We start from the raw sequence: 22,729 nt of genomic DNA, 5'->3' as shown, positions 1-22,729 counted from the left end.
CCTTGCCCAGTCGCGTCAACTCATTTATGTATCGATCAACACAGAAAAGGGCGTCATGTCGGAAAGAGGCCGTCCCCGCACGTTCGATCGAACCGCGGCCCTGCGGCGCGCGATGGATGTATTTTGGGCCAAGGGCTATGAAGGCGCGTCGATCAGCGATCTCGCCGCCGCGATGGGCATCAATTCGCCGAGCCTCTATGCCGCCTACGGTAGCAAGGAGGCCCTGTTCCTCGAGGCCACCGATCTCTATTCCCGCGTGGAAGGCGCCGACATCTGGCTCGCGCTGGAAGAGGCGCCAACGGCGCGCCTTGCGATCGAGCGGTTTCTGCGCCGCACTGCAAGGGCCTATTCGCAGACGGGTCGCCCGCGGGGCTGCCTGATTGCTCTGGGTGCGCTGCACGAAGATTCGAGCCGAGGCGCGATCTGCACGGATTTGCGGCGCCGCCGCGCCGAGAATCTTGCCGCCCTGAAGAAGCGTCTCGATCGCGGCGTGGCCGAGGGTGAACTGCCCGCCGGCTTCGATTGCCGTGCCGCGGCGACCTTTTTCGCAACGGTCCAGCACGGCATGTCGATCCAGGCGCGCGACGGCGCTTCCCGGGCCGCCCTGCTGGCGACGGTGGCCGGGGCAATGGCCGCCTGGAAGACTATGGCCGGCACCGTCGAGGCGTGACAAACACAGTTCGTTGTGCTCGAAATCCGCCTTGCCAGCAAACCTGCGGCCGGGGGGACGACAGTGAAAAAAGGATATCGCGAACTGCTGGATGAGGCCAACGCCGAGATCGAAGTGGTCTCACCCGAGGAAGCGGCAGGACTGCTTGAAGACGAAGACACCATTTTCGTCGATCTGCGCGATCCTCGAGAGATCGAGCGTGACGGCAGAATTCCCGGCGCCAAGCATGTCACCCGTGGCATGCTGGAGTTCTGGATCGATCCCGAAAGCCCCTACCACAAGCCGTTCTTCGCTTCCGGAAAAAGCTTCGTCTTCTTCTGCGCCGGCGGCTGGCGTTCGGCGCTGGCCACCAAGACCGCACAGGACATGGGGCTTTCGCCGGTCAAGCACATTCTCGGCGGCTACACGGCCTGGAAGACGGCCGGGTTGCCCGTAGAGCCTGGGGAAAAGAAGAAATAGGCCTGAATGCCGCTCAGTGGAGCAGCGACGGCCCGCGCTGCGCCACGAAGCCGACGGCGCGTTCAACCACACCCTTGTCGGCCAGAATGCGGCGATGGCCGAGCCCGTCGGCCCAGTGCAACCGCACATGATCACCGGCGCCGGCATAGCGTCGCGCATGTTCAGCCGGCACCTCCCGGTCGTCAGGCGCGTGGATGACCAGCGTCGGCACGGGCGCCTGGGCAAGCTGGCGGTCACCGGTGAACTCATGCAGCGGCCGGCCGGAGAGATATTCGACGCGGTCAGCCATCGCGACTTGCGAGCGGGGACCGACATTGAGCATGCGGCTGAAGTCGTCGAAGATTGCCGGCAGTGAGCTTGGCGCCGCGATCAGCACAAGACGTGCGGCCGCCAGCGGCGGGATGTCCTTGACGGAGCCGGCGATGGCATTGGCGGCAACAGCGCCTCCGAAGGAATGGCCGACGGCGGCCACGAATGGCCCGAACCATTCGCCGGCCACTCTTGCGGCTTCGACGGCGTTGACCATGTTGAGGTGCCTGCCCTGCGAATGGCCATGACCGGGAAGATCGAGCGAGACGACCTTATGGCCGGCAGCGCGAAACCCTTCGATCAGCACGCGCATATATTCGGTACGCGAGCGCCAGCCATGGATGACGAGAACGGTGCCGGCAGGCTCGCGGCCCGGCTCAGGGCGGAATTCATGCACCATGACGCAGCCGGTCGCGGTCTTCAGCCGGTGATGCCGCGCCTCGGCCATGAACTCGGCGGCGCGGTCGATAGCGCGGCGCTCGCCGTCGGTCAGCGTCCTGGTGCTTGGCGTACGGCAGAACAATTCGAAAGCCGCACGTCCGGTGATGCGCGGCGCGACATGTTCGGCCGCACCAAACACACCTCGGATGACCTTCAGCCCGAATGATGCCATAGTCAGAATCCATCCATACGTTCAAGCATGAACATAATAGTTCAAAGATGAACAATAAACAAGAGCTACCCTGGGACAACCCGCGTTTTCGCAACTGGGTCGCGGTGGCGCGCGCCTGCCATGTGCTGGAGCGCACGCTGGCGGTGAAACTCGCGCCGCTCGACCTGAAGCCGGCGCAGCTCGACGTGCTGATGAATCTCTACCGCCATCCCGGCATGTCGCAGCACGACCTTGCCCGCAAGCTGCTCGTGGGCCGTTCCAACATCACCATGTTGTTGCCGCAGCTCGAGACACGTGGCCTGCTGCGGCGCGAAGGCGACGAGAAGGACAAGCGCGTTTTGCGGCTTACGCTAACCGAAGCCGGCGAGGCGCTGCTGATGCAGGCGCTGAAAGTGCATATGGCGCTGATCGAGAAGGCGATGAGCCAGTCGACGCCGGAGCAATGCGACATGATCGGCGACCAGATGCGCAAGATCTATGACGTGCTGAACGAGGCGTGACCGCCCTTTCAGTAGATCACCACATCGATTTTTTCGCTCGTTCCGGCCATTCCCTGTCGTAGGTTTCGCCGTCGATATTCTTGCGGCTGGTGATTTCCAGGATCTTTCCGGGTGTCGGCAGCGACTTCGGATCGACATGTCTCTCCGGGTTCCACAGCTCCGACCGCACGATCGCCCGGGCGCACTGGAAATAAACCGAATCGACATCGATCACGGTGACCGAACGCGCCGGCTTGCCGTCGACCATGAACGACGCGCACAGCGCTGCATCCGTGGTGATATGCGCCCGGCCGTTGATGCGCAGCGTCGTGCCGGAGCCCGGCACCAGGAACAGCAGGCCGACGCGCGGGTCGCGGATGATGTTCTTTAGCGAATCGGCACGGTTGTTGCCGCGCCGGTCCGGCATCATCAGCGTTTTCGCATCGACGATGCGCACGAAGCCCGCGAGATCGCCGCGCGGCGAACAGTCCAGCCCCTCCGGACCGCTGGTCGCGAGCGCGACGAAGGGCGAGGCTTCGATAAAGGCGGCGTATTCGGGAATGACATGGTCGAGTTCCTTGACCACGGAGGCTTCGCCGGGCAATCCGTAGAGCGCTTCGAGTTGTTCGACTGTGGTGATCACCGACATTTTCCGTCTCCCGATCCGCCGCCCCTACTCCCGGCACATGACGTTTTGACGACGCAACGGCGGCTAACGATCGCGGCTCAACCCCTTCTCGGCGAGCTCCGCGAGATAGGCGTTCCAGCGTGCGTCCTTCTCGTGGCCGAGCGTGTGCAGGTAATTCCAGGTGAAGATGCCGGTGTCATGGAAATCGTCGAAGGTGATGCGCACGGCGTAATTGCCCACCGGTTCGATCTTCAGGATGGCCACATCGCGTTTGCCGGGAACCGTCACTCTCTGTTCCGGCGAATGGCCCTGCACTTCCGCGGAAGGCGATGCCACGCGCAGCAATTCCGCCGGCAACTCGAACGGCTGATGGCCGGGAAACGTCACGGTGAGCAGCTTGCGGTCCCTGGAGACCCTCAGTTCTTTTGGCGCTGTCATGGTCGATCCTGCCTGAATGCCCTTCCCTACGCTGCTTCGCCCCGCACGCAAAGGCGTCAACGGTGTCCGACACGCAATGTCGGTCGCGGAATGTTACCAAGGATCGAGGCAAGCTATCTTGAATGGCGGGCTGGATCGTATCACATAGCTATATATAACGATGCCGATAACGGCCACGGAAACGTTCGAACATGAATATGATCGACCCCTTCGGTCGCACGATCAGCTATCTCAGAGTGTCGGTCACCGACCGTTGCGATTTCCGCTGCACCTATTGCATGGCGGAGGACATGGCCTTCCTGCCCAAGAAGGACCTGCTGTCGCTGGAAGAACTCGACCGGCTCTGCTCCGTCTTCATCGAAAAGGGTGTCAGACGGTTGCGCCTCACCGGCGGTGAGCCGTTGGTGCGCAAGAACATCATGCATCTGGTGCGCCAGCTTTCGCGGCACCTCGAAAGCGGCGCACTGGAAGAACTGACGTTGACCACCAACGGCTCGCAGCTTTCGCGCTTCGCCGCCGAACTCGCCGATTGTGGTGTCAAGCGCATCAACGTTTCGCTCGATACGCTCGATGCCGACAAATTCCACGCCATCACCCGCTGGGGTCATCTCGACAAGGTCATGGCCGGCATCGACGCGGCTCAGGCGGCGGGACTGAACGTCAAGCTCAACGCGGTGGCGTTGAAGGATTTCAACGACGCCGAATTGCCCGAGATGATGCGCTGGGCGCATGGCCGGGGCATGGACCTGACCGTCATCGAAACCATGCCTATGGGTGAGATCGATGCCGACCGCACCGACCAGTATTTGCCGCTGTCGCTGCTGCGCGCTTCGCTCGAGCGCCAGTTCACGCTGACCGACATCCCGTTCAAGACCGGTGGCCCGGCCCGCTACGTCTATGTCAGCGAGACCGGCGGGAAACTCGGCTTCATCACGCCGATGACGCATAATTTCTGCGAAAGCTGCAATCGGGTCAGGCTGACCTGCACGGGCACACTTTACATGTGCCTTGGCCAGGAGGATGCGGCCGATTTGCGCGCGCCGCTGCGCGCGTCCGAAGGCAACGAACTTGTCGCCGACGCTATAGACGAAGCAATCGGCCGCAAGCCGAAGGGCCATGACTTCATCATCGACCGCCGCACCAGCCGTCCGTCGGTGTCACGGCATATGAGTGTCACGGGCGGCTGACCTTCTCGTCTTTTTGTGCGAGAATTGCCCTGCAATCATCGGCTTCGAGCAGACATGCGGTGGTACTTTTCGATCGTGACATCTCTCGCCGTGGGCTCGGCGAGCACTGCGTTTGCCGCGCAATCCACCTACGTGAACGAGCGCTTCGGCACCGTCTGCACCTTTCCCGACGATGTCTTTACCGATCGCCAGCCCGAGCCTGAGAATGGCGACGGGCAGGTGTGGCTGAGTGCGGACAGCGCCAGCCTGACATGCTCCGGTATATTCAATGTCGATGACGACACGCCGAAGGGATTCATTGCCGGCGAAAGAGCGAGCAACGAGCCGGGCTACGAGGTCACCTACAGCAAGGCCGGCAAGGACTGGGCGGTGCTGTCGGGCGTGAAGGATGGAAAGATCTTTTACGAGCGGCGGCTGTTTGGCAGGGATGGCGTCATCCGCACGGTCTGGATCGATTACCCACCGGCGCTGAAATCGAAATATGACCCGCTGGTCGGCGTCATCGGCGGCGGCCTAAAGGGGCCATGAGCCATAGCTAGTCACGAGCATTTTAGCCACACCGCAAGCAAATCTTTGTCCGCAAATGCCGGTCTGATTTACTGGTGACGGTTTCCCGCCTAGCCTCCGTTCCCTAGCGGCTCATCGCTTTCTCGGGGGATAACATCATGCGCCAACTTCTTCTTTCTTTCGCCTTGCTCGGCTTGGCCACCCTGCCCGCGGCTGCCCAGTCGGTCGGCGGCACTTACACCGTCGCCGGCACCAATTTCGACGGTTCGTCCTATGACGGCGAGGCCACCATCACGCTGACCAGCGGGACCACCTGCGCGATCCATTGGGAGACGGGCGGCTCATCCTCCGATGGCATCTGCATGCGCAACGACAACGCATTCTCCGCCGGCTACGCAATGGGCAAGGATATCGGCCTCGTCGTCTACAAGGTTGAGGATGACGGGTCGCTGCATGGCCTGTGGACCATCGCCGGCAAGGAGGGGAATGGCACCGAGGTGCTGACGCCGAAGCAATAGGGATCGCCTCGGCTGTACAGGTGTCGGGAGGCAATGCCGCCTTCCGACAGAATTCGTGCCTGATCCAGGATGATTTCACGCCGGCGACGATGGGTATCCGGTCCTGGCCCAGCCCTTTGCTGTTGCTGTTTCGTTGCGGGCTGTTACAGGCTTGCATGCCAAAGCAACCGGTAGATGTCTTGCCCCTTTCCCCAAATCTTCGCGGCGCGTTGTTCATGGTGGTGGCGATGGTTGGCTTCACGCTCAACGACGCCATTACCAAGTACTCTTCCCAGTCGATGAACATGGCGCAGGTCATGCTGATCAGAGGGGCGTTCGCCTCGCTCTTCGTCGGCCTGCTAGCCTGGCAACGCGGAGCGCTTGTCCAGCCTCGCCTGATGCTGCAGCCGCTGGTGGCGATCCGTGTGCTGAGTGAAGCGGGCGCCACTGTGTCCTTCCTGGTCGCCCTCGCCCATTTGCCGATCGGCAGCGTTTCGGCCGTCTTACAAGCACTGCCGCTGGCGGTGACGATGGGCGCGGCGCTGTTTTTCGGCGAAGCGGTCGGCTGGCGGCGCTGGTTGGCGATCGCTATCGGTTTTGCCGGGGTAATGATCATCGTGCGGCCGGGTTTCGAGGGCTTCAGCGTCTATTCGCTGGTGGCGCTGGCCAGCGTCGCGTGCTGCACGGTGCGGGACCTCGCCACCAAGCGCATCCCCCAGGCCATCCCGACGATGCTGGTATCAACCGCCACCGCGCTTGCCATGACCGTCGTCGGCGCGTTTCTGTTGACGCCGCTGGGCGGCTGGACACCGATGACAGGCAAAAGCACGGCGCTGCTGGCGCTGGCGGCAGTGCTGGTGCTGATCGGCTATCAATTCATCATCATGGCGATGCGTTCGGGCGAGATCTCCTTCATCGCGCCGTTCCGCTATACCGCGCTCCTCTGGTCGATACTGCTTGGCCTGATCATCTTCGGTGATATACCGGACATGCCGATGATCGCCGGCGCGGCAATAGTCGTCGTCTCGGGCCTCTATGCGCTTTATCGCGAGCGCATCGTCGGCCGGCGAAGGATCGTCGCCGAAAGCACCGGCCGGGCCATGGCGCCGGAAGGACTCTAGCACTCCCTTGAAGCCGCTTGCGATTTCCGGCGGCTGGCGTACAGGCTGGATGGCATGAAGCGCGATGTCACGGGGATCATTCTGGCCGGTGGCCAGTCGAGACGAATGGGCGGTGGTGACAAGGCGTTGTTGCCGCTGGGCGGCGGCTGCTTGCTTGACCAGGTCCTGTCGCGGTTTGGCCCGCAGTTCGAGACCCTGGCGCTTAGTGCCAACGGCGACCCGGCACGGTTTGCCCGTTTCGGGCTGCCGGTGCTGGCCGATACCATCGAAGGCTTTGCCGGTCCCCTTGCCGGTATCCTCACCGGCCTGGAATGGGCCGCTGCCGGCAGGCCTTGCAAGGCGGTCGTCACTGCTGCCGGCGACACGCCTTTCCTGCCGCTGGATCTCGTCGATCGTCTGGCGGCGGCAGTCGATGAACGTCCCGGTTCGATCGCCGTCGCTTTCTCGTCAGGCAGGCGGCATCCAACCTTCGCGCTATGGCCGACTGGATGCCGCGAAGCTTTGCGGCATTTCCTGGTCGACGAAGACAACAAGCGGGTTTCGGCCTTCATCGAGCGGCACGACTATGTCGAGGTGGAATTCCCGTTCCTGCAATCCGCCGGACAACCAATCGATCCCTTCTTCAACATCAACGTGCCGGACGATCTTGCCCTGGCCGAACACCTGTTGCAGAGCATGACGCCATGAACAGACGCATCTTCGGCATAACCGGCTGGAAAAACTCCGGCAAGACCACACTCACCGAGAAGCTGGTCGCCGAGCTTGTGCGGCGCGGCTGGAAGGTCTCGACGGTCAAACACGCCCATCATGATTTCGACATCGACAAGCCCGGCGCGGACAGCTTCCGCCATCGGCAGGCCGGCGCAACCGAGGTTGCGATCGTGTCGGGCAATCGCTGGGCGCTGATGCACGAGTTGCGTGGCGAGCAAGAGCCGCCGCTGGACGCCATCCTTTCGCGGCTCGCCCCGTGCGACATCGTGCTGGTCGAAGGCTACAAGCGCGAATCCCACCGCAAGATCGAAACGAGGCGACTGGAAGCGAAGGACCGGACGCCGCTTGCGGCGGGTGATCCCAATATTGTCGCCGTCGCCGCGGATTTCGCCATCACCGACAAGAGCCTGCCGGCGTTCGACCTCGACGACGTAGAATCCATAGCCGACTTCATCGAGCGCACGACCGGCCTCGTTGCTTGAGATGTAACGTAAGGGCAGAATCCCATTACCGATTTTGGCGGTTTTGCAGTTGCTTTTTTCTTGGAAAGAGTGGGAGTATCGGCCCAGCGGGCGGTCAAAAAGCACCGCCCCACAGAGCCGTTTCGGAACGACGGCCGGGACGATAAAGAGAGGACTATCATGCGTATTGCACTGCGTATCGCGCTCGCCGCATCGGCTGCGCTGCTGACGCTCGGCGTAGCCCAGGCCCAGGAAAAGACCCTGCGGATCGGCACCGAAGGCGCCTACCCCCCCTTCAACAACCTCACCGCCGATGGCCAGCTTGTCGGCTTCGACATCGACATCGCCAAGGCGCTTTGCGACGAGATGAAGGTCAAGTGCACCTTCGTCGCCCAGGATTGGGACGGCATCATTCCCGCACTTCAGGCCGGCAAGTTCGATGCCATCGTCGCCTCGATGTCGATCACGCCGGAGAGGAAGGAGAAGGTCGACTTCTCGCACAAATACTACAACACGCCGTCGGCGCTCGCCGTGCCGAAGGATTCGCCGCTGAAGGGCGTGACCAAGGAAGACCTCGCCGGCAAGAGCATCGGTGTCGCCACCACAACCACCCATTTCAACTATGCCTCGAAGACCTACACCGACAGCACGGTCAAAGGTTACCCGAGCAGCCCCGAGGAGCAGGCAGATCTTGCCAATGGCCGTCTCGATGCTATCGAGGACGATATCGTCGTGCTGCAGCAGTGGCTTGATTCGCCTGACGGCGCCTGCTGCAAGATCCTCGGCCAGCCATCGCCGCAACCGGTCGAAATTTTCGGCCCTGGTGCCGGCATAGCCGTTCGCAAGGGCGAGACCGACCTGGTCAACAAGCTGAATTCCGCCATCGACGCCATCCGTGCCAACGGAAAATATAAGGAAATCAACGACAAGTATTTCAAGTTCGACGTCTACGGTGCCGAGTCCTGATCATCATTGCCAAGGCGGCAGGGAACCCCTGCCGCCTTTCATCTCAGGAGCGCCGTGGGGATAAGACTAGTCAATGCCAGCCCAAAGCATATGGACACTGCTGAGTTGGGGACCCGAGGGCTGGAGTGACGATATTGCGTATGGCGCGCTGGTCACCATCGCGCTTGCCCTTGCAACGCTGCCGATCGGCCTGACGATCGGCTTTTTCGTCGCCTGGGCCAAGCAGTCCGAAGAACCGTCGCTGCGGGTGGCCGCCAACATCTACACCACCGTGTTTCGCGGCCTGCCGGAACTGGTGACGCTGTTCCTGTTCTTCTTCGGCATGCCCATCCTGCTGCAATATGTCATCCGCCTGTTCAAGCCCGAGGCGACGGTCGACGTCGACAGCTTCATCGCCGGCATGATCGTACTGTCGCTGATCTTTTCCTCCTACGCCAGCGAGGTATTCCTCTCCGCCTTTCGCGCCATTCCCAATGGCCAGTATGAGGGCGGCTACGCGATCGGCCTGTCGACATGGCTGACCATGCGCAAGGTGATCCTGCCTCAGCTGCTGCGCATCGCCTTCCCCGGCCTCGAGAATTGCTGGCTCAGCCTGCTCAAGGACACCGCCCTGGTCTCGGTCGTCAACCTCGCCGAAACCCTGCGCAACGCGGGGGTGGCGGCGCGTGTCACGAAACACGCGTTCCTGTTCTACAGCGTCGCGGCCCTGGTTTTCCTCGTCCTGGCGATCCTGTCGTCGATCGCGACCGGGTTCATCTTGCGTTCGCTGGGACGGAGGGAGGCACGATGAGCGTCAGCCAAGCTATCTCCGTTGACCGGCCGCCGCCGCAGGCACGCGGCTGGCCGCGCACCCGTATCGTCGGGTACGCGCTTGTCGGCCTCTGGATTCTCTTCGGCCTCGGTATCCTCGCCTATCTCATCTATGCCTGGAATGGCGAGTTCTTTGCCAGATATGCGCCTGCCTATCTGCAGGGGCTGTGGACCACGCTGTCGCTCGTTGCGATCTCGATGGTGGTCGGCGCGATCTTTTCGCTGCCCGTCACCTATGGCCGCATGTCGAAGAGCCGTTTCCTGTCCGGCCTTGCCTATTGCTATGTCTATTTCTTCCGCGGCACGCCACTGCTGGTCCAGGTCTACCTCGTCTACTATGGCTTGGGTTCCTTCCGGCTGCAGCTCGAATCCATCGGGCTGTGGTGGTTCTTCCGCGAGGCCTTCAACTGCGGCGTCTTCGCCTTTGCGCTCAACACCGCGGCTTATCAGGCCGAGATCCTGCGCGGCGCCATCGAAAGCGTGCCCAGGGGCCAATGGGAAGGAGCCGCCTCGCTCGGCCTTCACAAGCTGCAGACGCTGCGCAAGGTTGTCCTGCCGCAGGCGTTCATCGTGGCATTGCGGCCCTACGGCAACGAGCTGGTTCTGATGATCAAGGCTTCGGCGATCGTCGCCATCATCACCGTCTACGACCTGATGGGCAACGCGAAGCTCGCCTACGCCAAATCCTTCGATTTCCAGGCCTATGTCTGGGTCGCCATCGTCTATCTTGTGATGGTCGAAATCCTGCGCCACGGCGTCGAATGGATCGAGCGCCGGATCACGATCCACCTAAAGCGCTGAACCGTTCCTGATCGGCCTGTGCCAGTCGATGCGGCGGTGCGCGCCTTGACGAATTCGTCGCATGGCCTAGAGCTTCCGCAGCTGAAATCTCTGTTTCGCCGGAAGGACAAGGCATGGCATCGGTGGCATTTCTCGGTCTTGGGGTCATGGGCTATCCCATGGCCGGACACCTGAAGAACAAGGGCGGCCACGACGTCACCGTCTACAACCGTACCCAAGCCAAAGCCGAACAATGGGTCGCCCAACATGGCGGCAGCCTTGCCGCGACGCCGGCTCAGGCCGCCGAGGGCAAGGATTTCGTCTTTTCCTGCGTCGGCAACGACGATGATTTGCGCTCGGTGACCACAGGGTCGGAAGGCGCCTTCAAGGCGATGGAGAAAGGCTCGGTCTTCATCGACAACACCACGGCGTCGGCTGAAGTCGCGCGCGAACTGGCGCAATCCGCGCAATCGGGCGGATTCTCATTTCTCGACGCGCCGGTCTCGGGTGGCCAGGCCGGCGCCGAGAACGGCGTGCTGACCGTCATGGTCGGTGGCGATGAGGCTGCGTTCGACAGGGCCAGGCCCGTCATCGACGCCTTTGCCCGCATGGTTGGACTGATGGGGTCGGCGGGCGCCGGCCAGCTCACCAAGATGATCAACCAGATCTGCATCGCCGGATTGGTGCAGGGACTGTCGGAAGGCATCCATTTCGGCAAGAAGGCCGGCCTCGACATCGAAAAGGTCATCGAGGTGATTTCCAAGGGTGCGGCCGGTTCGTGGCAGATGGAAAACCGGCACAAGACCATGAACGCCGGCAAATATGATTTCGGTTTCGCCGTCGACTGGATGCGCAAGGACCTCGGCATCTGCCTGGCGGAAGCCAACCGCAACGGCGCCCGGCTGCCGGTGACCGCGCTTGTCGACCAGTTCTACAAGGACGTGCAGGCGATGGGCGGCAAACGCTGGGACACGTCCTCGTTGCTGGCCCGGCTGGAAAAATAGGATCGCGATGGCCGAGCTTTCGCCCCAATCCAGTGCAGAAGAAATCGTCGCGTATCTGCGCTCGATCGCCTCGGAGGAAAATCGTCTTGGCATGCTGCGCTACGGCATCAAGATCGAACGTGCGCTCGGCATCTCGCACGGTGTGCAGCGGCAGATTGCCAAGAAAATCAAGCGCAACCACGAGCGCGCGTTCGCGCTGTGGCAGACAGGTATCGTGGAGGCGCAGTTCATCGCCTCCGTCACGGCCGACCCAAAGCGGTTTTCCGCCGCGGATGCGAGGCAATGGGCGTCGAGTTTCGACTCCTGGGATATCGTCGATGGCGTCTCTGATCTGTTCGTCGACACGGATGCCTGGATAGAACTGATCAGCGAATTTGCGGCCGATGAACGGGAATTTGTTCGACGCACGGCTTTTGCCATGATGGCCTGGTCCGTCGTCCACCGGAAGAAAGAGCCGGAGGCGACCTTTCTCGCCTTCTTGCCCATCATCGAAGCGCAGGCCACCGACGCCCGCAATTTCGTGAAGAAGGGTGTGAACTGGGCCCTTCGTTCGCTCGGCAAACGGTCCATGGTTATGCACGGTGCTGCCCTTGCTGTCGCCGAAAGGCTCGCGCAATCGACCGACAAGACCGCGCGCTGGATCGGCAAGGATGCTGTGAAGGAACTATCGGATGCCAGGACAATCGAGCGCCTCGCCGCCAGAAAGACCTGACAGGTTGAGGAGTGCTGCGGCCGGTTCTCGCCGACATGTGATGCGGCTCGAGCATTGACGCCACCGACGGCGGCGTCTTTACTCGCCCGCAAAGGATGCGGCCATGACCCATTTCAAATCAATCCTGGCGCTTGCGGCCGCGCTCGCTCTCTCCACCGCCGGCGCTTCGGCCGAAACCACGCACATCTTTTGGAAGGATTTGCGCCCGGTAACCCAGGCGGTTGCCGAAGACGCCGGCCTGCCGATGATCGCGGCGAAACTGCCGGATCACGGCGAGACGCTGTCGGTTGCCCTGCAGGACAAAACGATACAATTAGCCGGCTATGCATTGCCGGTCGATCGCGACGGCGATCTCGTCTATCAGTTCCTGCTGGTGCCTTGGACCGGCGCGTGCAGCCACATGCCGACGCCGCCGCCCAATCAGATCGTGCTGGTCACGCCTGCCCGTCCCTACAAGATGTCGGAAGCCTACCAGCCGGTCGCCGTTACTGGTGCCCTGAAGCCGGAGATGGAGAAAAGCCAATTGTTCATTCTCGACGGCGTCAGCGTCATCCAATCCGGTTACGCCGTGCGCAGGGCAGATGTCATGGCCGTCGACACGGTGCCGGATTCCATCGTATTGCCGGTGAACTCGCCCTGGAGTTTCCTCAACAAGAAGAAGAATTGAGTTGCGGGATCAGGCCGCGTTGGCGCCCGACTCCTTGTCCAGCACCATGTAGTCGAGCGGGATTTCGGTCGTGTATTTGATTTGCTCCATGGCGAAGGACGACGACACGTCCCGGATCTCGATCTTGGCGATCAGCCGCTTGTAGAAGGCGTCATAGGCGGCGATGTCGGGCACCACGACACGCAACAGGTAATCGACGTCGCCGCTCATGCGATAGAATTCGACCACCTCGGGAAACTCCTGGATGACCTCGGAGAACCGGCGCAGCCATTCATGGCTGTGCGAATTGGTGCGGATCGACACGAAGACGGTGACCCGCACATTGACCTTTTCGTGGTCGAGAATGGCGACGCGCCGCTTGATGACGCCCTCCTCTTCGAGCTTCTGGATGCGCCGCCAGCACGGTGTGGTCGACAGGCCGACTTTCTTGGCAACGTCGGCGACCGCGAGCGTCGCGTCCTCCTGCAGGAGGCGGAGAATTTTTCGGTCAAGGCGATCCATCGGAGGCTCCTGGTGGAATAGTTTCGCTATATTCCCTTTTATTTGGGCCGTTCACAAGAAAGAAATTCTGCTGCCTGCGCCGAAAGCGAGTGATTTCTTGCTGAATGCCTAACCGAGGCGATAGCGGATTTCCGACCGCAGGAAAGGCAGCAAATCCATTTCAAACCAAGGATTCTGCTTCAACCAGCCAGTGTTGCGCCAGGATGGATGTGGCAGTGGCAGCACTTTGGGGCCGACGGAACTCTCCCAGATGGCGCGCCAGTTCATCACTGTTTCCGTCAGCGAGGGGCGGCGCGCGGCGCCCATGTGCCAGGTCTGCGCATAGATGCCGATCGCCAGCACCAGGTCGATCCGCGGCATCGACGCCATCAAGGGCGCGCGCCAGGCCGGGGCGCACTCACGCCTCGGCGGCAGGTCGCCGCCCTTGGCGTCCTGTCCGGGAAAGCAGAAGCCCATCGGCACAATGGCGAATTTCTCGATGTCATAGAATTCGTCGCTGGTCACACCGAGCCAGTTGCGCAGGCGGTCGCCGGAAGCGTCGGTGAATGGCATGCCCGACACATGCACCTTGGTTCCCGGGGCCTGGCTGGCGATCAGGATGCGGGCGCTGGACGAAGGTCGCAGCACCGGACGCGGCTTGTGGGGCAGCGGCTTGCCGACGGGAGTGTCGACGCAGATGCGGCAGGCGCGGACCGTCGCGGCGAGCCTGTCCAGTTGGACGCTCAAGCGGCGGCACTCGGACGGCTGGAGACGGCCTGATGCCAGCGTAGCACATTGGTGCATTCCTCCGGCACCTTGATGCGTGCCGGCTTCACGAAGTCGATCGCGATCAGGCCGGTGATGTCGGCAATCGAATAGCTGTCCCCGGCGGCGAATTCGCGGCTGCCCAGTTCAGCGTCCAGCAGCCTGAGAAAATCCACCGCCTTCTGCTTGTTGGCCTCGCCCCATTCGGGGATCTGCGGGATTTCCCATTCCTTCATGGCCGGATGGATGTGGCGGAAAGCTTGCGTGACGCTGCTGAGTAGGTTGAACTCCATCCGCCTCTGCCACATCTCGACCTGCGCCTTGCCAAGTGCGCCGCGCCCGAACAATGCCGGCTCGGGATAAAGCTCCTCGAAATAGCGGCAGATAGCGACGGATTCGGTGAGGATGGTGCCGTCATCGAGCTCCAGAACCGGCAGGCGCCGCAGCGGATTGCGCGAGCTGACCGGCTGCTGCTTGTGTTCCAGTGCGCCCATGTCGATGGGCACCAACGGAACCGTGATCCCCTTTTCAGCGAGGAAAACGCGAACCCGCCGTGGGTTGGGCGCACGACCGCCGTCGAACAGCTTCATTTCGATCCTCCTTTTCCTTCCGCCAGACATGCTTCACCAGAACCGAAATATCTCGCGCACGGCATCGCCGATCGACGCCAGCAAGCCATGTTTTCGCTCCACGACATCGCCGTGGTGGCTGTCGCGCCAATCCTGCGGCTGGTCGAACGTGCCCGCCCAGATGCCAATCCTTGCGGCGCGCGCGGTGGCTTCCTCGCCTTCGAAGTCGCCATAGGCGACGGCCCAGCCCGCCTCGACCTGGGCGCGGTTGAGGTCGGTGCCGCCGGCCTTGCAGTCGCCAAGCAACCGGCCATAGCGATCGCGCTGCCAGCCGCTGCAGGTGACCGGCTTGCCGGCGATCAGCCGCACCAGCGACTGGCGCGCCTGAGTACCACAGGCATAATCGGCACCGTTCTTGCGGCAGGTCTGGGTATACTCCGGAGCGTCGATGCCGCGCATGCGGATGCGCTCGGCGCCGAGCGTGATCGAATCGCCGTCATTGATAATGGCCGTACCTTGCGTCTTGCGTGTCTCCACCCGGTCAAGACGCGCCGCAAGCAGGATCAACAGCCCCAGAATGATGACGGTCAGCCCGTAGTCCAGCAGCTTGCGCCACAGGCTTCTGCGGCGAGGTGCCGCGTACCGCGGGCGCGACCTTGGCGACCAGGAACGGCTCATATGGCAAACGGTTGGTTAATCATTCGAACGTAGCTTAACACCTTGAAATCGCTGCGCGCATAAATTGAAGCTTTTGATGCCCTTGCAACGCTCGAACACAGCGGACAAGTTCATTGTGGACCGCAGGAAACGGCATCGCAACAGCGATGTCGCGCGCGCGGTGCGCAAGACGCGCGACCGTCTTTCGCAGCAGGCCGGCAATCCCGATTTCGATCGCGAACTGCTGAAGCTCCACGCCCGGACCATGACAAGCGGTGCCGTCGTCATCCCGCTGCTCGTCCTGGTGATCGCCGCGGCCGGCCGTTTGGCCGGTGTCGGCAATGAGATCGGGCTCTGGGCGTTGTTTACGCTCACCTGCTATACAACAGTCGTCTTCATGGCGCGGCGCATCGAGCGCACGGAAGCTTCTGAACTCAACTCATTGCAAACGCGAAGGGAATTCCTGGTCGGGCATTTCCTTTGCGGCCTTGGCTGGGCCTGGTTCGTCTGGCTGGGCTGCGGCGCCTGCGAGGTCGACCAGTTCCAGGTGATCAAGGCGGTGGTGCTCCTGTTCGCCATGGCAGGGACCGCGCTCATGGCCTCGTCCCTGAGCGGCGCCCTGCTGGCGACCTTCGCGTTTCCGGTGGCACTCTACGCCTATGCCGCGACCAGGTCGTGGATGCCGGTCGAGGTGATCATGGCCGGGCTGCTCGTCCTGTCGCTGCCTTTCTTCGCCTATATAGCCAGTCACCTCAATCGCTTCTCCCTGCTGCTCTTGTCGTTCCGCTCCGAAAAGGATGCGCTGATCGCCGAAGTGGAGACGGCGAAATCGATGTCGGACGAGGCGCGGCGGCGGGCCGAGGACGCCAACCTTGCAAAATCGCGTTTCCTCGCTTCGATGAGCCATGAATTGCGCACGCCGCTCAACGCTATTCTCGGCTTTTCCGAGGTGATGGCGAACGAGGTGCTGGGGCCGATGAGCAATCCCACCTATCGCGACTATGCCCATGACGTGCATGATTCAGGCCAGCACCTGCTCGACCTGATCAACGAGATCCTCGACCTGTCGCGCATCGAGGCCGGCCGATACCAGCTCAACGAGGAGCCGGTGATGCTGCTCAACATCGTCGAGGACTGCTGCCACATGATGGAGCTTAAGGCACGCAACAAGGATATCCGCGTCGTTCAGGATTTCGAACAGACATTGCCGCGGCTGTTCGCCGACGAGCGCGCCGTGCGCCAGATCGCGCTCAACCTTCTGTCCAACGCCATCAAATTCACCGCCACCGGCGGCGAAATCCGCGTCCGGGTCGGCTGGACGGCGGGTGGAGGACAGTACATTTCGATCAAGGACAACGGCCCCGGCATTCCCGAGGACGAGATCCCGATCGTGCTTTCAGCCTTCGGCCAGGGGTCGATCGCCATCAAGAGCGCCGAGCAAGGCACCGGGCTTGGCCTGCCGATCGTGCAAGGGCTGCTCGCCATGCATGGCGGCGAGTTCGAACTTCATTCCAAGCTGCGCGAGGGCACCGAGGCGATCGCCATCTTCCCGCTGAGCAGGGTGATGGAAGAACTGCCGGCGCTGCCGACCGCTGCGGTCGCCGTGCGACGGCGGTAGCGCCTTGGGCGCCTGCGTCGACACGGCCGAGAAAAGGAACGGACCATAATGACGGCGGAGTGGGATGCCAGCAGCATCGAAATCAAATCGCAGCGGCTTCGCCTGAAGCTGTTTGCGGCCGACGATGCCGCAGACGTCTTTGCCGCCATCACTCCCGCGATCACCCGCTTCATGCAGTGGGAACCACCTCGATCACCAGCGGCTTTTGCCGAGGTTATGGCGATCCTGGCCGGCCCCGATCCTTGACGAATCGGATTTGCATTTCGTCGTGCGTTCGTTGGCGGACGGTCGCTGCCTGGGGCTTGTCGGCCTTCATGCGGCCAGGACTGCCTGTCCCGAGATCGGAATTTGGCTAAGGGAGGACGTACATGGAAACGGCATCGGCCGTGAGGCCGTTGCCGCCGTGGCGGCTTGGGCGTCCGACGCATTCAATCCGGATTGCTTCGAGTATCCAGCCGCAGAAGAGAACGTGGCGAGCAGAAGGATCGCGGAAGGCCTTGGCGGTTCAATAGTCGAGACACGCTCGAATTCGAAATATACCTCGGTCGTCTATCGCATTCCCAATAGCCGGCGTTGACGCGCGAGGACCGGGGACGTTAGCCCCGCACAGCCGCCGCCATGCCTGAACTTGTCAATGCCGCTGCCTTGACCAGCCCGGCCGCCAGGGCTGCTCCTGCCCCTTCGCCATGACCGATGCCCAGATCGAGCAGCGGACGCAGCCCGAGGTGCTCAGCGGCCCTTGCATGTGCGAGCTCCGGCGACAGGCTGGCGAGAAGACAATGATCAAGTGCTACGGGGTTTGCCGCATGCAGCACCGCCGCGGCTGCCGTTGCCGCGAAGCCATCGAGCAGTACCGGTATCTGCTGCATCCGCGCGGCAAGGATTGCGCCGGCTATCGCCGCGAACTCGCGGCCGCCGACCCGGCGCAGCGCCTCCAGGGGGTCTTCCAGATGGTGGCCGTGAAAGGCCAGCGCCGCATCGATCACCTTCGCCTTGCGGGCCTGCATCGCCGCATCGGCGCCGGATCCCGGACCAATCCAGTCGGCACCCCTGCCCCCCAGCAACGCGGCGAACAGGGCGGCGGCGACGGTGGAGTTGCCGACGCCGAGATCGCCCAGGCAAAGCAGGTCGGTGCCGCCGGCAATCGCCTCCATTCCGAAGGCCATGGTGGCCGCGCAACCGCGTTCATCGAGCGCGGCATCCTCGGTGATGTCGCCGGTCGGGATGTGCAGGGCAAGATCGAACACCTTCAGACCGAGGTCGTTGGCAATGCAGATCTGGTTGATCGCCGCACCGCCGGCCGCGCAAAGCTCGACCGCGTTGGCGGTCGCTGCCACGGGCCTCGTCGAAATGCCATGCCTGACAACGCCATGATTACCGGCAAAGACAGCCATCAAGGGCCTGGTCACGGCGGGCGGAGCGCGACCGCTCCAGGCGGCGAGCCACGCGGCGATGTCCTCGACGCGGCCAAGCGAATTCACCGGCTTGTCGGCCTTGGCAAACAGCGTGCGCACGCGCGCTTCGGCTTTGAGGTCGGCTGCCGGCAAATTGTCGAGCAGGTTGCGGAAATCATCGAAAGGCAGTGCACTGGTCATGTCGCGAACAATCGTTCCTGGATCCGGGGAGCGGCATAGCTGCCTTGCGTGATCGGCACAACCTCCTCGATCGTCCTTGCTGATTTGCCGCAAAGGCGGTCACGGAAGGCGCTATCGCGAGGGCTTGCATTGGCTTTGCCGTTGCACCATGTGGAGATGGAAGAGCGGATTCCGGACCGGATCCCTCGAGAGAAAGTCATGACGGCCATCGAAACTCCCTGCATCCTGGTCTGTTCGATCGATATGAAAACCGGCTTCTGCTTCGGTTGCGGCCGCACGCGCGAGGAGATCGGCGCCTGGATGGCGATGACGCCCGAGACGCGCCGCAGCGTGATGGCCGAACTGCCGGCCCGGCTGGAAACCGTCGAGCGCCGGCCGCGCCGGGAAACACGCCGCACCCGCATGGCGCGCGAACGCGACGCACTCTAGCGAGGGACGGATGAGCAGCCGGCTGTTCTGGACTGTGATGGCGGTGATCGGCGTGGGGGCAGCGCTGCTCATGCTCAACGATTCCGCCGGCAGCACGCTCGGCGTCGAGAATTACGATTTTGGACGGCTGATCTGGCTTGGAGCTTTCGGCGCCCTTATCGGTGCCGGCTTGCTGCGGTCGGCTCCGCTCGGAGTGATGGCCCGCAATCTCGGCGCCTGGGCCGCTATCGTGCTCGCGCTGATTGCCGGCTACCAATATCGTTACGAGCTGCAGGACGTCGCCAGCCGCGTGACCGCGGGCCTCGTTCCCGGCAGTCCGCTGGCGCTCGGCGTCCAAGACGGCCACGCCACCGTGACCCTGGACAAGGCCGACAATGGTCATTTCGAAGCGCGCATCCTGGTCAACGGCAACCCGGTTCGCACCGTCGTCGACACCGGCGCGACCAGCACGGTCCTGACTTCGGAAGACGCGCAAGCCGCCGGCTTCAATCCGGCCGCGCTCAACTATACAATACAGGTTTCGACAGCCAACGGCATGGCACGCGCCGCAGCGGTCAAAACCCACGAGTTGGCGATCGGCGGCATCGTGCGCAAGGATATGTCGGTGATGATCGCCGCTCCCGGCATGCTGAGCCAAAGCCTGCTCGGCATGAACTTCATCGGTTCGCTCTCGGGCTTCGACGTGCGCGGCGACCGTATGATCCTCAGGGACTAATGCATGGCGCCCGGAAGTGCCCTCGGTTCCGGGACAACGACATGCATAGAATCCGAAGCTAACAGCCGGTCAGGCGAATCCTATTGGCCGCGATATGCTGTTAGTTCAGGCCGCTTCGGCGGCCGCTCCACCAAATTCGACAGCCGCGAAAGCCGTCTTCAGCACGTCCGGTCCGGCTCCGGGCCGGGTCGCGTCGGTGGATAGGATCTGGCGGTAGCGGCGCGCGCCGGGCAGCCCGTGAAACAGCCCGACCATATGGCGGGTGACATGGCCGAGCCGTCCGCCTTGTTCGATATGGCGCGCCGCATAATCCGCTATCGCATCGACCAGCGCCGCGAAATCGAACGCTTCCGGCAGCGTTCCGTAGAAGGCGGCGTCAACACCGGCCAGAATGCCTGGTGTGTGGTAGGCGGCGCGGCCGAGCATGGCGCCATCGACATGATCGAGATGCGTCCGAGCCTCTTCAAGCGACTGAATACCGCCATTGATGCCAATGAATTGGCTCCTCTTTTTTTTCTTCAGCCGATAGACCCTGTCATAGTCAAGCGGCGGGATGTCGCGGTTTTCCTTGGGGCTCAGCCCTTCCAGCCACGCCTTGCGAGCATGCACCCACAAGGCATCGGCGCCGGCCTCGAAAACCCCATTCGCCAGCGCATCGAGCGCCGGCTCCGGATCCTGTTCGTCGACGCCGATGCGGCATTTGACCGTGACCGGCACCGTTACTGCCGCTTTCATCGCTGCGACACAGTCGGCGACAAGGTCGGGCACTTTCATCAGGCAAGCGCCGAAGGTGCCCGACTGGACGCGGTCGGACGGGCAGCCGACATTGAGATTGATCTCGTCATAACCGAAGGCCTCGCCAATGCGCGCCGCTTCGGCAAGTTTTGCGGGATCCGAGCCGCCAAGTTGCAGGGCGACGGGATGTTCCACCTCATCGAAGCCAAGAAGCCGCTCGCGTGCGCCGTGGATCACCGCGTCGGCGACAACCATTTCGGTGTACAGCAGCGCATGTGTCGTCAGCCGGCGATGGAAGAACCGGCAATGCCGGTCCGTCCAGTCCATCATCGGCGCCACGGCCACTCTATGCTCTTGATTTTTCGCCATTTTTTCTTTAACATCAATTCGTTAGTCGCAATCGCGGCTACGCCACTTTACGCCAAAATACGACCCTTTTCACCACGTTTCGATCTGTCAGTGCACACGGAGCGCACACGAAAGAAAGGCCACCTACACAAAACTCTCGTCCGGCTCATAGCGTGTTCAAGTCCGTCGCAAAGGTCGCTACGTCAGCGAGACCTTCCCGCGCCGCGACGGCGCCCCGGCGCTGGGCAACCGAAACCGAGCGCCAAGTCGATCGCGGTGAGACGCCGACGAAGTCCCGCGTAGCGCGCCTGAAGACTTCGGCGAACTCATCGACCTTCATGACGCTGATGGTGCAGGCGCCTCAACGGCAGTCAATGTGAAGCACGATATAACCGCAATGGTGCATACAACGATGGGAAACCAGACCCAAAACCCGTCAGGAAACTTCGTCCACAAAAGACTACCGCGCCGCGATGCTCACCCTATCAGATCTAGCACAAGCGCTGGGTTCCTCCGGCGGATGCTGCCGGCCCTCGCCTGCCGCAATCATCCTGCCTGTCAGCGAATAGCGTTTCCTAAGCGACAGGACGGGCTTCTCAACGCAGTGCCATGAAATCGCGGCAACGCAGAGGACGACGATGCCCACCGTCAAAGTCAGCGTGACAATGCCGACTAATGAGCCGACGAGGATCAGCGGCCCGACCAGGATAGCGAGCTGGATGAACGGCAGGTGATAGAGATATACGCCATAAGAATAATCACCGCCCTCCAGAATCCGCGGTAGCATCAGTCGCGAAAGGCCAGCGTAAATTGTTATGTAGGTCAGAACTGGCATCAGGAACAGCCGGTATGCGACACTTTCGGTCGCGCTCGTTTCAAGCAGCAATATGGCGGACACCGCAACGGCAATGCAGGCAGCAAACAGCATCCTGCTCATCGGGATCTTGTCGCGCAACTGATACGCAAGCACGCCGCACAGGAAGGCCGTGATGAGATGAGCGCCACGACCGACGAAGAGCGTATGAAGGCCTGAGGCATCTCCTGCCTTGGCGGACGCGAAATGCCCGACCGCAATGCCCGCGAGGACAAAGATCGCTAGCAGCAGGGCAGTCGCCACCGGCCGCCGCACCACACCTGTCACCATCAAGACCGACATGATTGTGTAGCAACATATCTCCCAAGGAATGGTCCACAGCGCGCCGTTGACCTGCGGCAGCGGGTTGGTTTCAAACACGCCTGGCAGTTGAAAATGAACCCAGCCGATAATGTTCAGCATATAGGCGAAGAAGCCTGCATTGGTGAAATAGCCGGCTAGCGGCAGAGTAGTAACGGCTGGACCGATGATGAAGGCGCACACCAGAATATCAACCGCTAACGCCGGAACGATGCGCAGGGCGCGATTAATCAGGAAATCTTCCAGGCTGAGACGTTGGGCGCTGGCGGTGATCAGAAAGCCGCTAAGGGCGAAAAACATCGCCACCAAGCTATATTCAAGGAACCAAAGCACCGGACCGTGCGCCAACTGCCAGTGGTCGGAATTGGTAAGAACGTGATAGAAAACAATCGAGAACGCCAGCGTTATGCGCAAAAAATTGAAGCCGGGCCCGTAGCCTCTATAGCGGGCCAACATAGCTCCAAAGGTTTTCATCAACACTCTCCGTAAACGCGACGCCAGCCTGATAACCGCATCTTTAGATGCACCTTACGATGTGTTCTTCAATTAAGGGTATGCGGCAGAGTTAGCGCGCATTGAACGATTGTCATTTTGGTCGCAATCGGCGAGCCTCGCAAAAGCGCTT

Annotated in this window: 30 protein-coding genes; 20 read left to right on the top strand and 10 right to left on the bottom strand. The window is 62.0% G+C overall.

The window, feature by feature from the left end; translation table 11 throughout:
* Window positions 1–55 precede the first annotated feature (55 nt).
* Both O7A60_RS14695 and O7A60_RS14690 read left to right on the top strand, forming a co-directional pair.
* The gene (locus O7A60_RS14695) at window positions 56–670 is read left to right on the top strand and encodes a TetR/AcrR family transcriptional regulator (protein WP_337106915.1); all 615 of its coding nucleotides are present in this window, start codon (window positions 56–58) and stop codon (window positions 668–670) included.
* Between the two features lie 63 nt (window positions 671–733).
* A complete protein-coding gene (locus tag O7A60_RS14690; RefSeq protein WP_337106914.1) occupies window positions 734–1,129 on the top strand; it encodes a rhodanese-like domain-containing protein in 396 nt (131 codons plus the stop codon).
* A 13-nt stretch (window positions 1,130–1,142) separates the two neighbouring features.
* Here O7A60_RS14690 and O7A60_RS14685 read toward each other — a convergent pair whose 3' ends face one another.
* Window positions 1,143–2,051 (bottom strand): alpha/beta hydrolase, encoded by a 909-nt coding sequence (locus tag O7A60_RS14685; RefSeq protein ID WP_337106913.1) that lies wholly within the window; start codon window positions 2,049–2,051, stop codon window positions 1,143–1,145.
* Between the two features lie 47 nt (window positions 2,052–2,098).
* Here O7A60_RS14685 and O7A60_RS14680 point away from each other — a divergent pair, with 47 nt between their 5' ends.
* Window positions 2,099–2,551 (top strand): MarR family winged helix-turn-helix transcriptional regulator, encoded by a 453-nt coding sequence (locus O7A60_RS14680; protein ID WP_027142678.1) that lies wholly within the window; start codon window positions 2,099–2,101, stop codon window positions 2,549–2,551.
* A gap of 16 nt (window positions 2,552–2,567) precedes the next feature.
* On the opposite strand, the gene O7A60_RS14675 is transcribed toward O7A60_RS14680, so the two are convergent.
* Window positions 2,568–3,179 carry a pyridoxamine 5'-phosphate oxidase family protein gene (locus O7A60_RS14675; RefSeq protein ID WP_337106912.1) on the bottom strand — a complete coding sequence of 204 codons (612 nt, stop codon included), beginning with the start codon at window positions 3,177–3,179 and terminating at the stop codon, window positions 2,568–2,570.
* A 63-nt stretch (window positions 3,180–3,242) separates the two neighbouring features.
* On the bottom strand, window positions 3,243–3,596 hold the full coding sequence (locus O7A60_RS14670) for a gamma-butyrobetaine hydroxylase family protein (protein WP_027142676.1): 354 nt from the start codon (window positions 3,594–3,596) through the stop codon (window positions 3,243–3,245).
* Window positions 3,597–3,787: 191 nt separating this feature from the next.
* On the opposite strand from O7A60_RS14670, the gene moaA reads away from it, so the two are divergent.
* The 12 genes from moaA (at window position 3,788) to O7A60_RS14610 (ending at window position 13,019) form a co-directional block, all read left to right on the top strand.
* Window positions 3,788–4,783 carry a GTP 3',8-cyclase MoaA gene (gene moaA / locus O7A60_RS14665; protein WP_337106911.1) on the top strand — a complete coding sequence of 332 codons (996 nt, stop codon included), beginning with the start codon at window positions 3,788–3,790 and terminating at the stop codon, window positions 4,781–4,783.
* A gap of 75 nt (window positions 4,784–4,858) precedes the next feature.
* The gene (locus tag O7A60_RS14660) at window positions 4,859–5,311 is read left to right on the top strand and encodes a hypothetical protein (protein WP_337106910.1); all 453 of its coding nucleotides are present in this window, start codon (window positions 4,859–4,861) and stop codon (window positions 5,309–5,311) included.
* A gap of 137 nt (window positions 5,312–5,448) precedes the next feature.
* Window positions 5,449–5,808: a hypothetical protein gene (locus tag O7A60_RS14655; protein ID WP_337106909.1), complete on the top strand. Its 360-nt coding sequence runs from the start codon at window positions 5,449–5,451 to the stop codon at window positions 5,806–5,808.
* Window positions 5,809–5,987: 179 nt separating this feature from the next.
* Window positions 5,988–6,908 carry a DMT family transporter gene (locus O7A60_RS14650; protein WP_337106908.1) on the top strand — a complete coding sequence of 307 codons (921 nt, stop codon included), beginning with the start codon at window positions 5,988–5,990 and terminating at the stop codon, window positions 6,906–6,908.
* A 54-nt stretch (window positions 6,909–6,962) separates the two neighbouring features.
* Window positions 6,963–7,595 carry a molybdenum cofactor guanylyltransferase MobA gene (gene mobA / locus O7A60_RS14645; protein WP_337106907.1) on the top strand — a complete coding sequence of 211 codons (633 nt, stop codon included), beginning with the start codon at window positions 6,963–6,965 and terminating at the stop codon, window positions 7,593–7,595.
* The gene (gene mobB / locus O7A60_RS14640; protein WP_337106906.1) at window positions 7,592–8,101 is read left to right on the top strand and encodes a molybdopterin-guanine dinucleotide biosynthesis protein B; all 510 of its coding nucleotides are present in this window, start codon (window positions 7,592–7,594) and stop codon (window positions 8,099–8,101) included. Before mobA ends, mobB begins: the two co-directional genes overlap by 4 nt.
* Window positions 8,102–8,260: 159 nt before the next feature.
* Entirely contained in the window at window positions 8,261–9,046 is a 786-nt protein-coding gene (locus O7A60_RS14635; RefSeq protein ID WP_027142669.1) for an ABC transporter substrate-binding protein, read from the top strand.
* Window positions 9,047–9,119: 73 nt separating this feature from the next.
* The gene (locus O7A60_RS14630; protein WP_337106905.1) at window positions 9,120–9,836 is read left to right on the top strand and encodes an ABC transporter permease; all 717 of its coding nucleotides are present in this window, start codon (window positions 9,120–9,122) and stop codon (window positions 9,834–9,836) included.
* On the top strand, window positions 9,833–10,657 hold the full coding sequence (locus O7A60_RS14625) for an ABC transporter permease (protein WP_140505397.1): 825 nt from the start codon (window positions 9,833–9,835) through the stop codon (window positions 10,655–10,657). The genes O7A60_RS14630 and O7A60_RS14625 overlap by 4 nt, the downstream gene beginning before the upstream one ends.
* 113 nt (window positions 10,658–10,770) lie before the next feature.
* Window positions 10,771–11,640: an NAD(P)-dependent oxidoreductase gene (locus O7A60_RS14620; RefSeq protein WP_337106904.1), complete on the top strand. Its 870-nt coding sequence runs from the start codon at window positions 10,771–10,773 to the stop codon at window positions 11,638–11,640.
* Between the two features lie 7 nt (window positions 11,641–11,647).
* Window positions 11,648–12,352, top strand: coding sequence for a DNA alkylation repair protein (locus tag O7A60_RS14615; protein WP_337106903.1), 705 nt, complete (start codon window positions 11,648–11,650; stop codon window positions 12,350–12,352).
* A gap of 103 nt (window positions 12,353–12,455) precedes the next feature.
* Window positions 12,456–13,019: a DUF3299 domain-containing protein gene (locus tag O7A60_RS14610; protein ID WP_337106902.1), complete on the top strand. Its 564-nt coding sequence runs from the start codon at window positions 12,456–12,458 to the stop codon at window positions 13,017–13,019.
* 9 nt (window positions 13,020–13,028) lie between these two features.
* On the opposite strand, the gene O7A60_RS14605 is transcribed toward O7A60_RS14610, so the two are convergent.
* The 4 genes from O7A60_RS14605 to O7A60_RS14590 all read right to left on the bottom strand — a co-directional run bounded on the left by O7A60_RS14605 (window position 13,029) and on the right by O7A60_RS14590 (window position 15,511).
* Window positions 13,029–13,520 carry an Lrp/AsnC family transcriptional regulator gene (locus O7A60_RS14605; RefSeq protein WP_006205209.1) on the bottom strand — a complete coding sequence of 164 codons (492 nt, stop codon included), beginning with the start codon at window positions 13,518–13,520 and terminating at the stop codon, window positions 13,029–13,031.
* Window positions 13,521–13,628: 108 nt separating this feature from the next.
* Complete coding sequence (locus O7A60_RS14600; protein WP_337106901.1) at window positions 13,629–14,303, bottom strand: uracil-DNA glycosylase family protein; 675 nt, start codon at window positions 14,301–14,303, stop codon at window positions 13,629–13,631.
* Window positions 14,243–14,854, bottom strand: a complete 612-nt coding sequence (locus O7A60_RS14595) for a glutathione S-transferase (RefSeq protein WP_337106900.1) — start codon at window positions 14,852–14,854, stop codon at window positions 14,243–14,245. The genes O7A60_RS14600 and O7A60_RS14595 overlap by 61 nt, the downstream gene beginning before the upstream one ends.
* A 33-nt stretch (window positions 14,855–14,887) precedes the next feature.
* A complete protein-coding gene (locus O7A60_RS14590) occupies window positions 14,888–15,511 on the bottom strand; it encodes a thermonuclease family protein (RefSeq protein WP_337106899.1) in 624 nt (207 codons plus the stop codon).
* Window positions 15,512–15,587: 76 nt separating this feature from the next.
* On the opposite strand from O7A60_RS14590, the gene O7A60_RS14585 reads away from it, so the two are divergent.
* From O7A60_RS14585 to O7A60_RS14575, 3 genes are read left to right on the top strand one after another with little or no spacing between them, the layout of a single operon-like run.
* Window positions 15,588–17,108, top strand: coding sequence for a sensor histidine kinase (locus tag O7A60_RS14585; RefSeq protein WP_337106898.1), 1,521 nt, complete (start codon window positions 15,588–15,590; stop codon window positions 17,106–17,108).
* A 48-nt stretch (window positions 17,109–17,156) separates the two neighbouring features.
* Entirely contained in the window at window positions 17,157–17,354 is a 198-nt protein-coding gene (locus O7A60_RS14580) for a hypothetical protein (RefSeq protein ID WP_337106959.1), read from the top strand.
* The gene (locus O7A60_RS14575; RefSeq protein WP_337106957.1) at window positions 17,314–17,685 is read left to right on the top strand and encodes a GNAT family N-acetyltransferase; all 372 of its coding nucleotides are present in this window, start codon (window positions 17,314–17,316) and stop codon (window positions 17,683–17,685) included. The genes O7A60_RS14580 and O7A60_RS14575 overlap by 41 nt, the downstream gene beginning before the upstream one ends.
* A gap of 19 nt (window positions 17,686–17,704) precedes the next feature.
* Here O7A60_RS14575 and O7A60_RS14570 read toward each other — a convergent pair whose 3' ends face one another.
* On the bottom strand, window positions 17,705–18,703 hold the full coding sequence (locus tag O7A60_RS14570; RefSeq protein WP_337106897.1) for a nicotinate-nucleotide--dimethylbenzimidazole phosphoribosyltransferase: 999 nt from the start codon (window positions 18,701–18,703) through the stop codon (window positions 17,705–17,707).
* Between the two features lie 198 nt (window positions 18,704–18,901).
* Here O7A60_RS14570 and O7A60_RS14565 point away from each other — a divergent pair, with 198 nt between their 5' ends.
* Both O7A60_RS14565 and O7A60_RS14560 read left to right on the top strand, forming a co-directional pair.
* Window positions 18,902–19,132: a DUF1289 domain-containing protein gene (locus O7A60_RS14565; RefSeq protein ID WP_337106896.1), complete on the top strand. Its 231-nt coding sequence runs from the start codon at window positions 18,902–18,904 to the stop codon at window positions 19,130–19,132.
* A 10-nt stretch (window positions 19,133–19,142) separates the two neighbouring features.
* A complete protein-coding gene (locus O7A60_RS14560; RefSeq protein ID WP_337106895.1) occupies window positions 19,143–19,847 on the top strand; it encodes a TIGR02281 family clan AA aspartic protease in 705 nt (234 codons plus the stop codon).
* 105 nt (window positions 19,848–19,952) lie between these two features.
* On the opposite strand, the gene dusA is transcribed toward O7A60_RS14560, so the two are convergent.
* Both dusA and O7A60_RS14550 read right to left on the bottom strand, forming a co-directional pair.
* Complete coding sequence (gene dusA, locus O7A60_RS14555) at window positions 19,953–20,951, bottom strand: tRNA dihydrouridine(20/20a) synthase DusA (protein ID WP_337106894.1); 999 nt, start codon at window positions 20,949–20,951, stop codon at window positions 19,953–19,955.
* A 439-nt stretch (window positions 20,952–21,390) separates the two neighbouring features.
* Window positions 21,391–22,578, bottom strand: a complete 1,188-nt coding sequence (locus O7A60_RS14550; RefSeq protein ID WP_337106893.1) for an acyltransferase family protein — start codon at window positions 22,576–22,578, stop codon at window positions 21,391–21,393.
* Window positions 22,579–22,729: the final 151 nt, after the last annotated feature.

Origin of the sequence: Mesorhizobium salmacidum (SeqCode) (assembly GCF_037179605.1) — a bacterium.
In the GTDB taxonomy this organism is placed as follows: domain Bacteria; phylum Pseudomonadota; class Alphaproteobacteria; order Rhizobiales; family Rhizobiaceae; genus Mesorhizobium; species Mesorhizobium salmacidum.
Note: the sequence above shows the minus strand (reverse complement) of the source record. Positions and strands in the feature narration are given on the sequence as shown.

Bases quoted from the DNA above. Each gene is read 5' to 3' on its own strand.
- O7A60_RS14695 (WP_337106915.1), top strand. From the start codon at position 56: ATGTCGGAAAGAGGCCGTCCCCGCACGTTCGATCGAACCGCGGCCCTG.
- O7A60_RS14685 (WP_337106913.1), bottom strand. From the start codon at position 2,051: ATGGCATCATTCGGGCTGAAGGTCATCCGAGGTGTGTTTGGTGCGGCC.
- O7A60_RS14680 (WP_027142678.1), top strand. From the start codon at position 2,099: ATGAACAATAAACAAGAGCTACCCTGGGACAACCCGCGTTTTCGCAAC.
- O7A60_RS14675 (WP_337106912.1), bottom strand. From the start codon at position 3,179: ATGTCGGTGATCACCACAGTCGAACAACTCGAAGCGCTCTACGGATTG.
- O7A60_RS14670 (WP_027142676.1), bottom strand. From the start codon at position 3,596: ATGACAGCGCCAAAAGAACTGAGGGTCTCCAGGGACCGCAAGCTGCTC.
- moaA (WP_337106911.1), top strand. From the start codon at position 3,788: ATGAATATGATCGACCCCTTCGGTCGCACGATCAGCTATCTCAGAGTG.
- O7A60_RS14655 (WP_337106909.1), top strand. From the start codon at position 5,449: ATGCGCCAACTTCTTCTTTCTTTCGCCTTGCTCGGCTTGGCCACCCTG.
- mobA (WP_337106907.1), top strand. From the start codon at position 6,963: ATGAAGCGCGATGTCACGGGGATCATTCTGGCCGGTGGCCAGTCGAGA.
- mobB (WP_337106906.1), top strand. From the start codon at position 7,592: ATGAACAGACGCATCTTCGGCATAACCGGCTGGAAAAACTCCGGCAAG.
- O7A60_RS14635 (WP_027142669.1), top strand. From the start codon at position 8,261: ATGCGTATTGCACTGCGTATCGCGCTCGCCGCATCGGCTGCGCTGCTG.
- O7A60_RS14630 (WP_337106905.1), top strand. From the start codon at position 9,120: ATGCCAGCCCAAAGCATATGGACACTGCTGAGTTGGGGACCCGAGGGC.
- O7A60_RS14625 (WP_140505397.1), top strand. From the start codon at position 9,833: ATGAGCGTCAGCCAAGCTATCTCCGTTGACCGGCCGCCGCCGCAGGCA.
- O7A60_RS14620 (WP_337106904.1), top strand. From the start codon at position 10,771: ATGGCATCGGTGGCATTTCTCGGTCTTGGGGTCATGGGCTATCCCATG.
- O7A60_RS14615 (WP_337106903.1), top strand. From the start codon at position 11,648: ATGGCCGAGCTTTCGCCCCAATCCAGTGCAGAAGAAATCGTCGCGTAT.
- O7A60_RS14610 (WP_337106902.1), top strand. From the start codon at position 12,456: ATGACCCATTTCAAATCAATCCTGGCGCTTGCGGCCGCGCTCGCTCTC.
- O7A60_RS14605 (WP_006205209.1), bottom strand. From the start codon at position 13,520: ATGGATCGCCTTGACCGAAAAATTCTCCGCCTCCTGCAGGAGGACGCG.
- O7A60_RS14600 (WP_337106901.1), bottom strand. From the start codon at position 14,303: ATGCACCAATGTGCTACGCTGGCATCAGGCCGTCTCCAGCCGTCCGAG.
- O7A60_RS14595 (WP_337106900.1), bottom strand. From the start codon at position 14,854: ATGAAGCTGTTCGACGGCGGTCGTGCGCCCAACCCACGGCGGGTTCGC.
- O7A60_RS14590 (WP_337106899.1), bottom strand. From the start codon at position 15,511: ATGAGCCGTTCCTGGTCGCCAAGGTCGCGCCCGCGGTACGCGGCACCT.
- O7A60_RS14585 (WP_337106898.1), top strand. From the start codon at position 15,588: ATGCCCTTGCAACGCTCGAACACAGCGGACAAGTTCATTGTGGACCGC.
- O7A60_RS14580 (WP_337106959.1), top strand. From the start codon at position 17,157: ATGACGGCGGAGTGGGATGCCAGCAGCATCGAAATCAAATCGCAGCGG.
- O7A60_RS14570 (WP_337106897.1), bottom strand. From the start codon at position 18,703: ATGACCAGTGCACTGCCTTTCGATGATTTCCGCAACCTGCTCGACAAT.
- O7A60_RS14565 (WP_337106896.1), top strand. From the start codon at position 18,902: ATGACGGCCATCGAAACTCCCTGCATCCTGGTCTGTTCGATCGATATG.
- O7A60_RS14560 (WP_337106895.1), top strand. From the start codon at position 19,143: ATGAGCAGCCGGCTGTTCTGGACTGTGATGGCGGTGATCGGCGTGGGG.
- dusA (WP_337106894.1), bottom strand. From the start codon at position 20,951: ATGGCGAAAAATCAAGAGCATAGAGTGGCCGTGGCGCCGATGATGGAC.
- O7A60_RS14550 (WP_337106893.1), bottom strand. From the start codon at position 22,578: ATGAAAACCTTTGGAGCTATGTTGGCCCGCTATAGAGGCTACGGGCCC.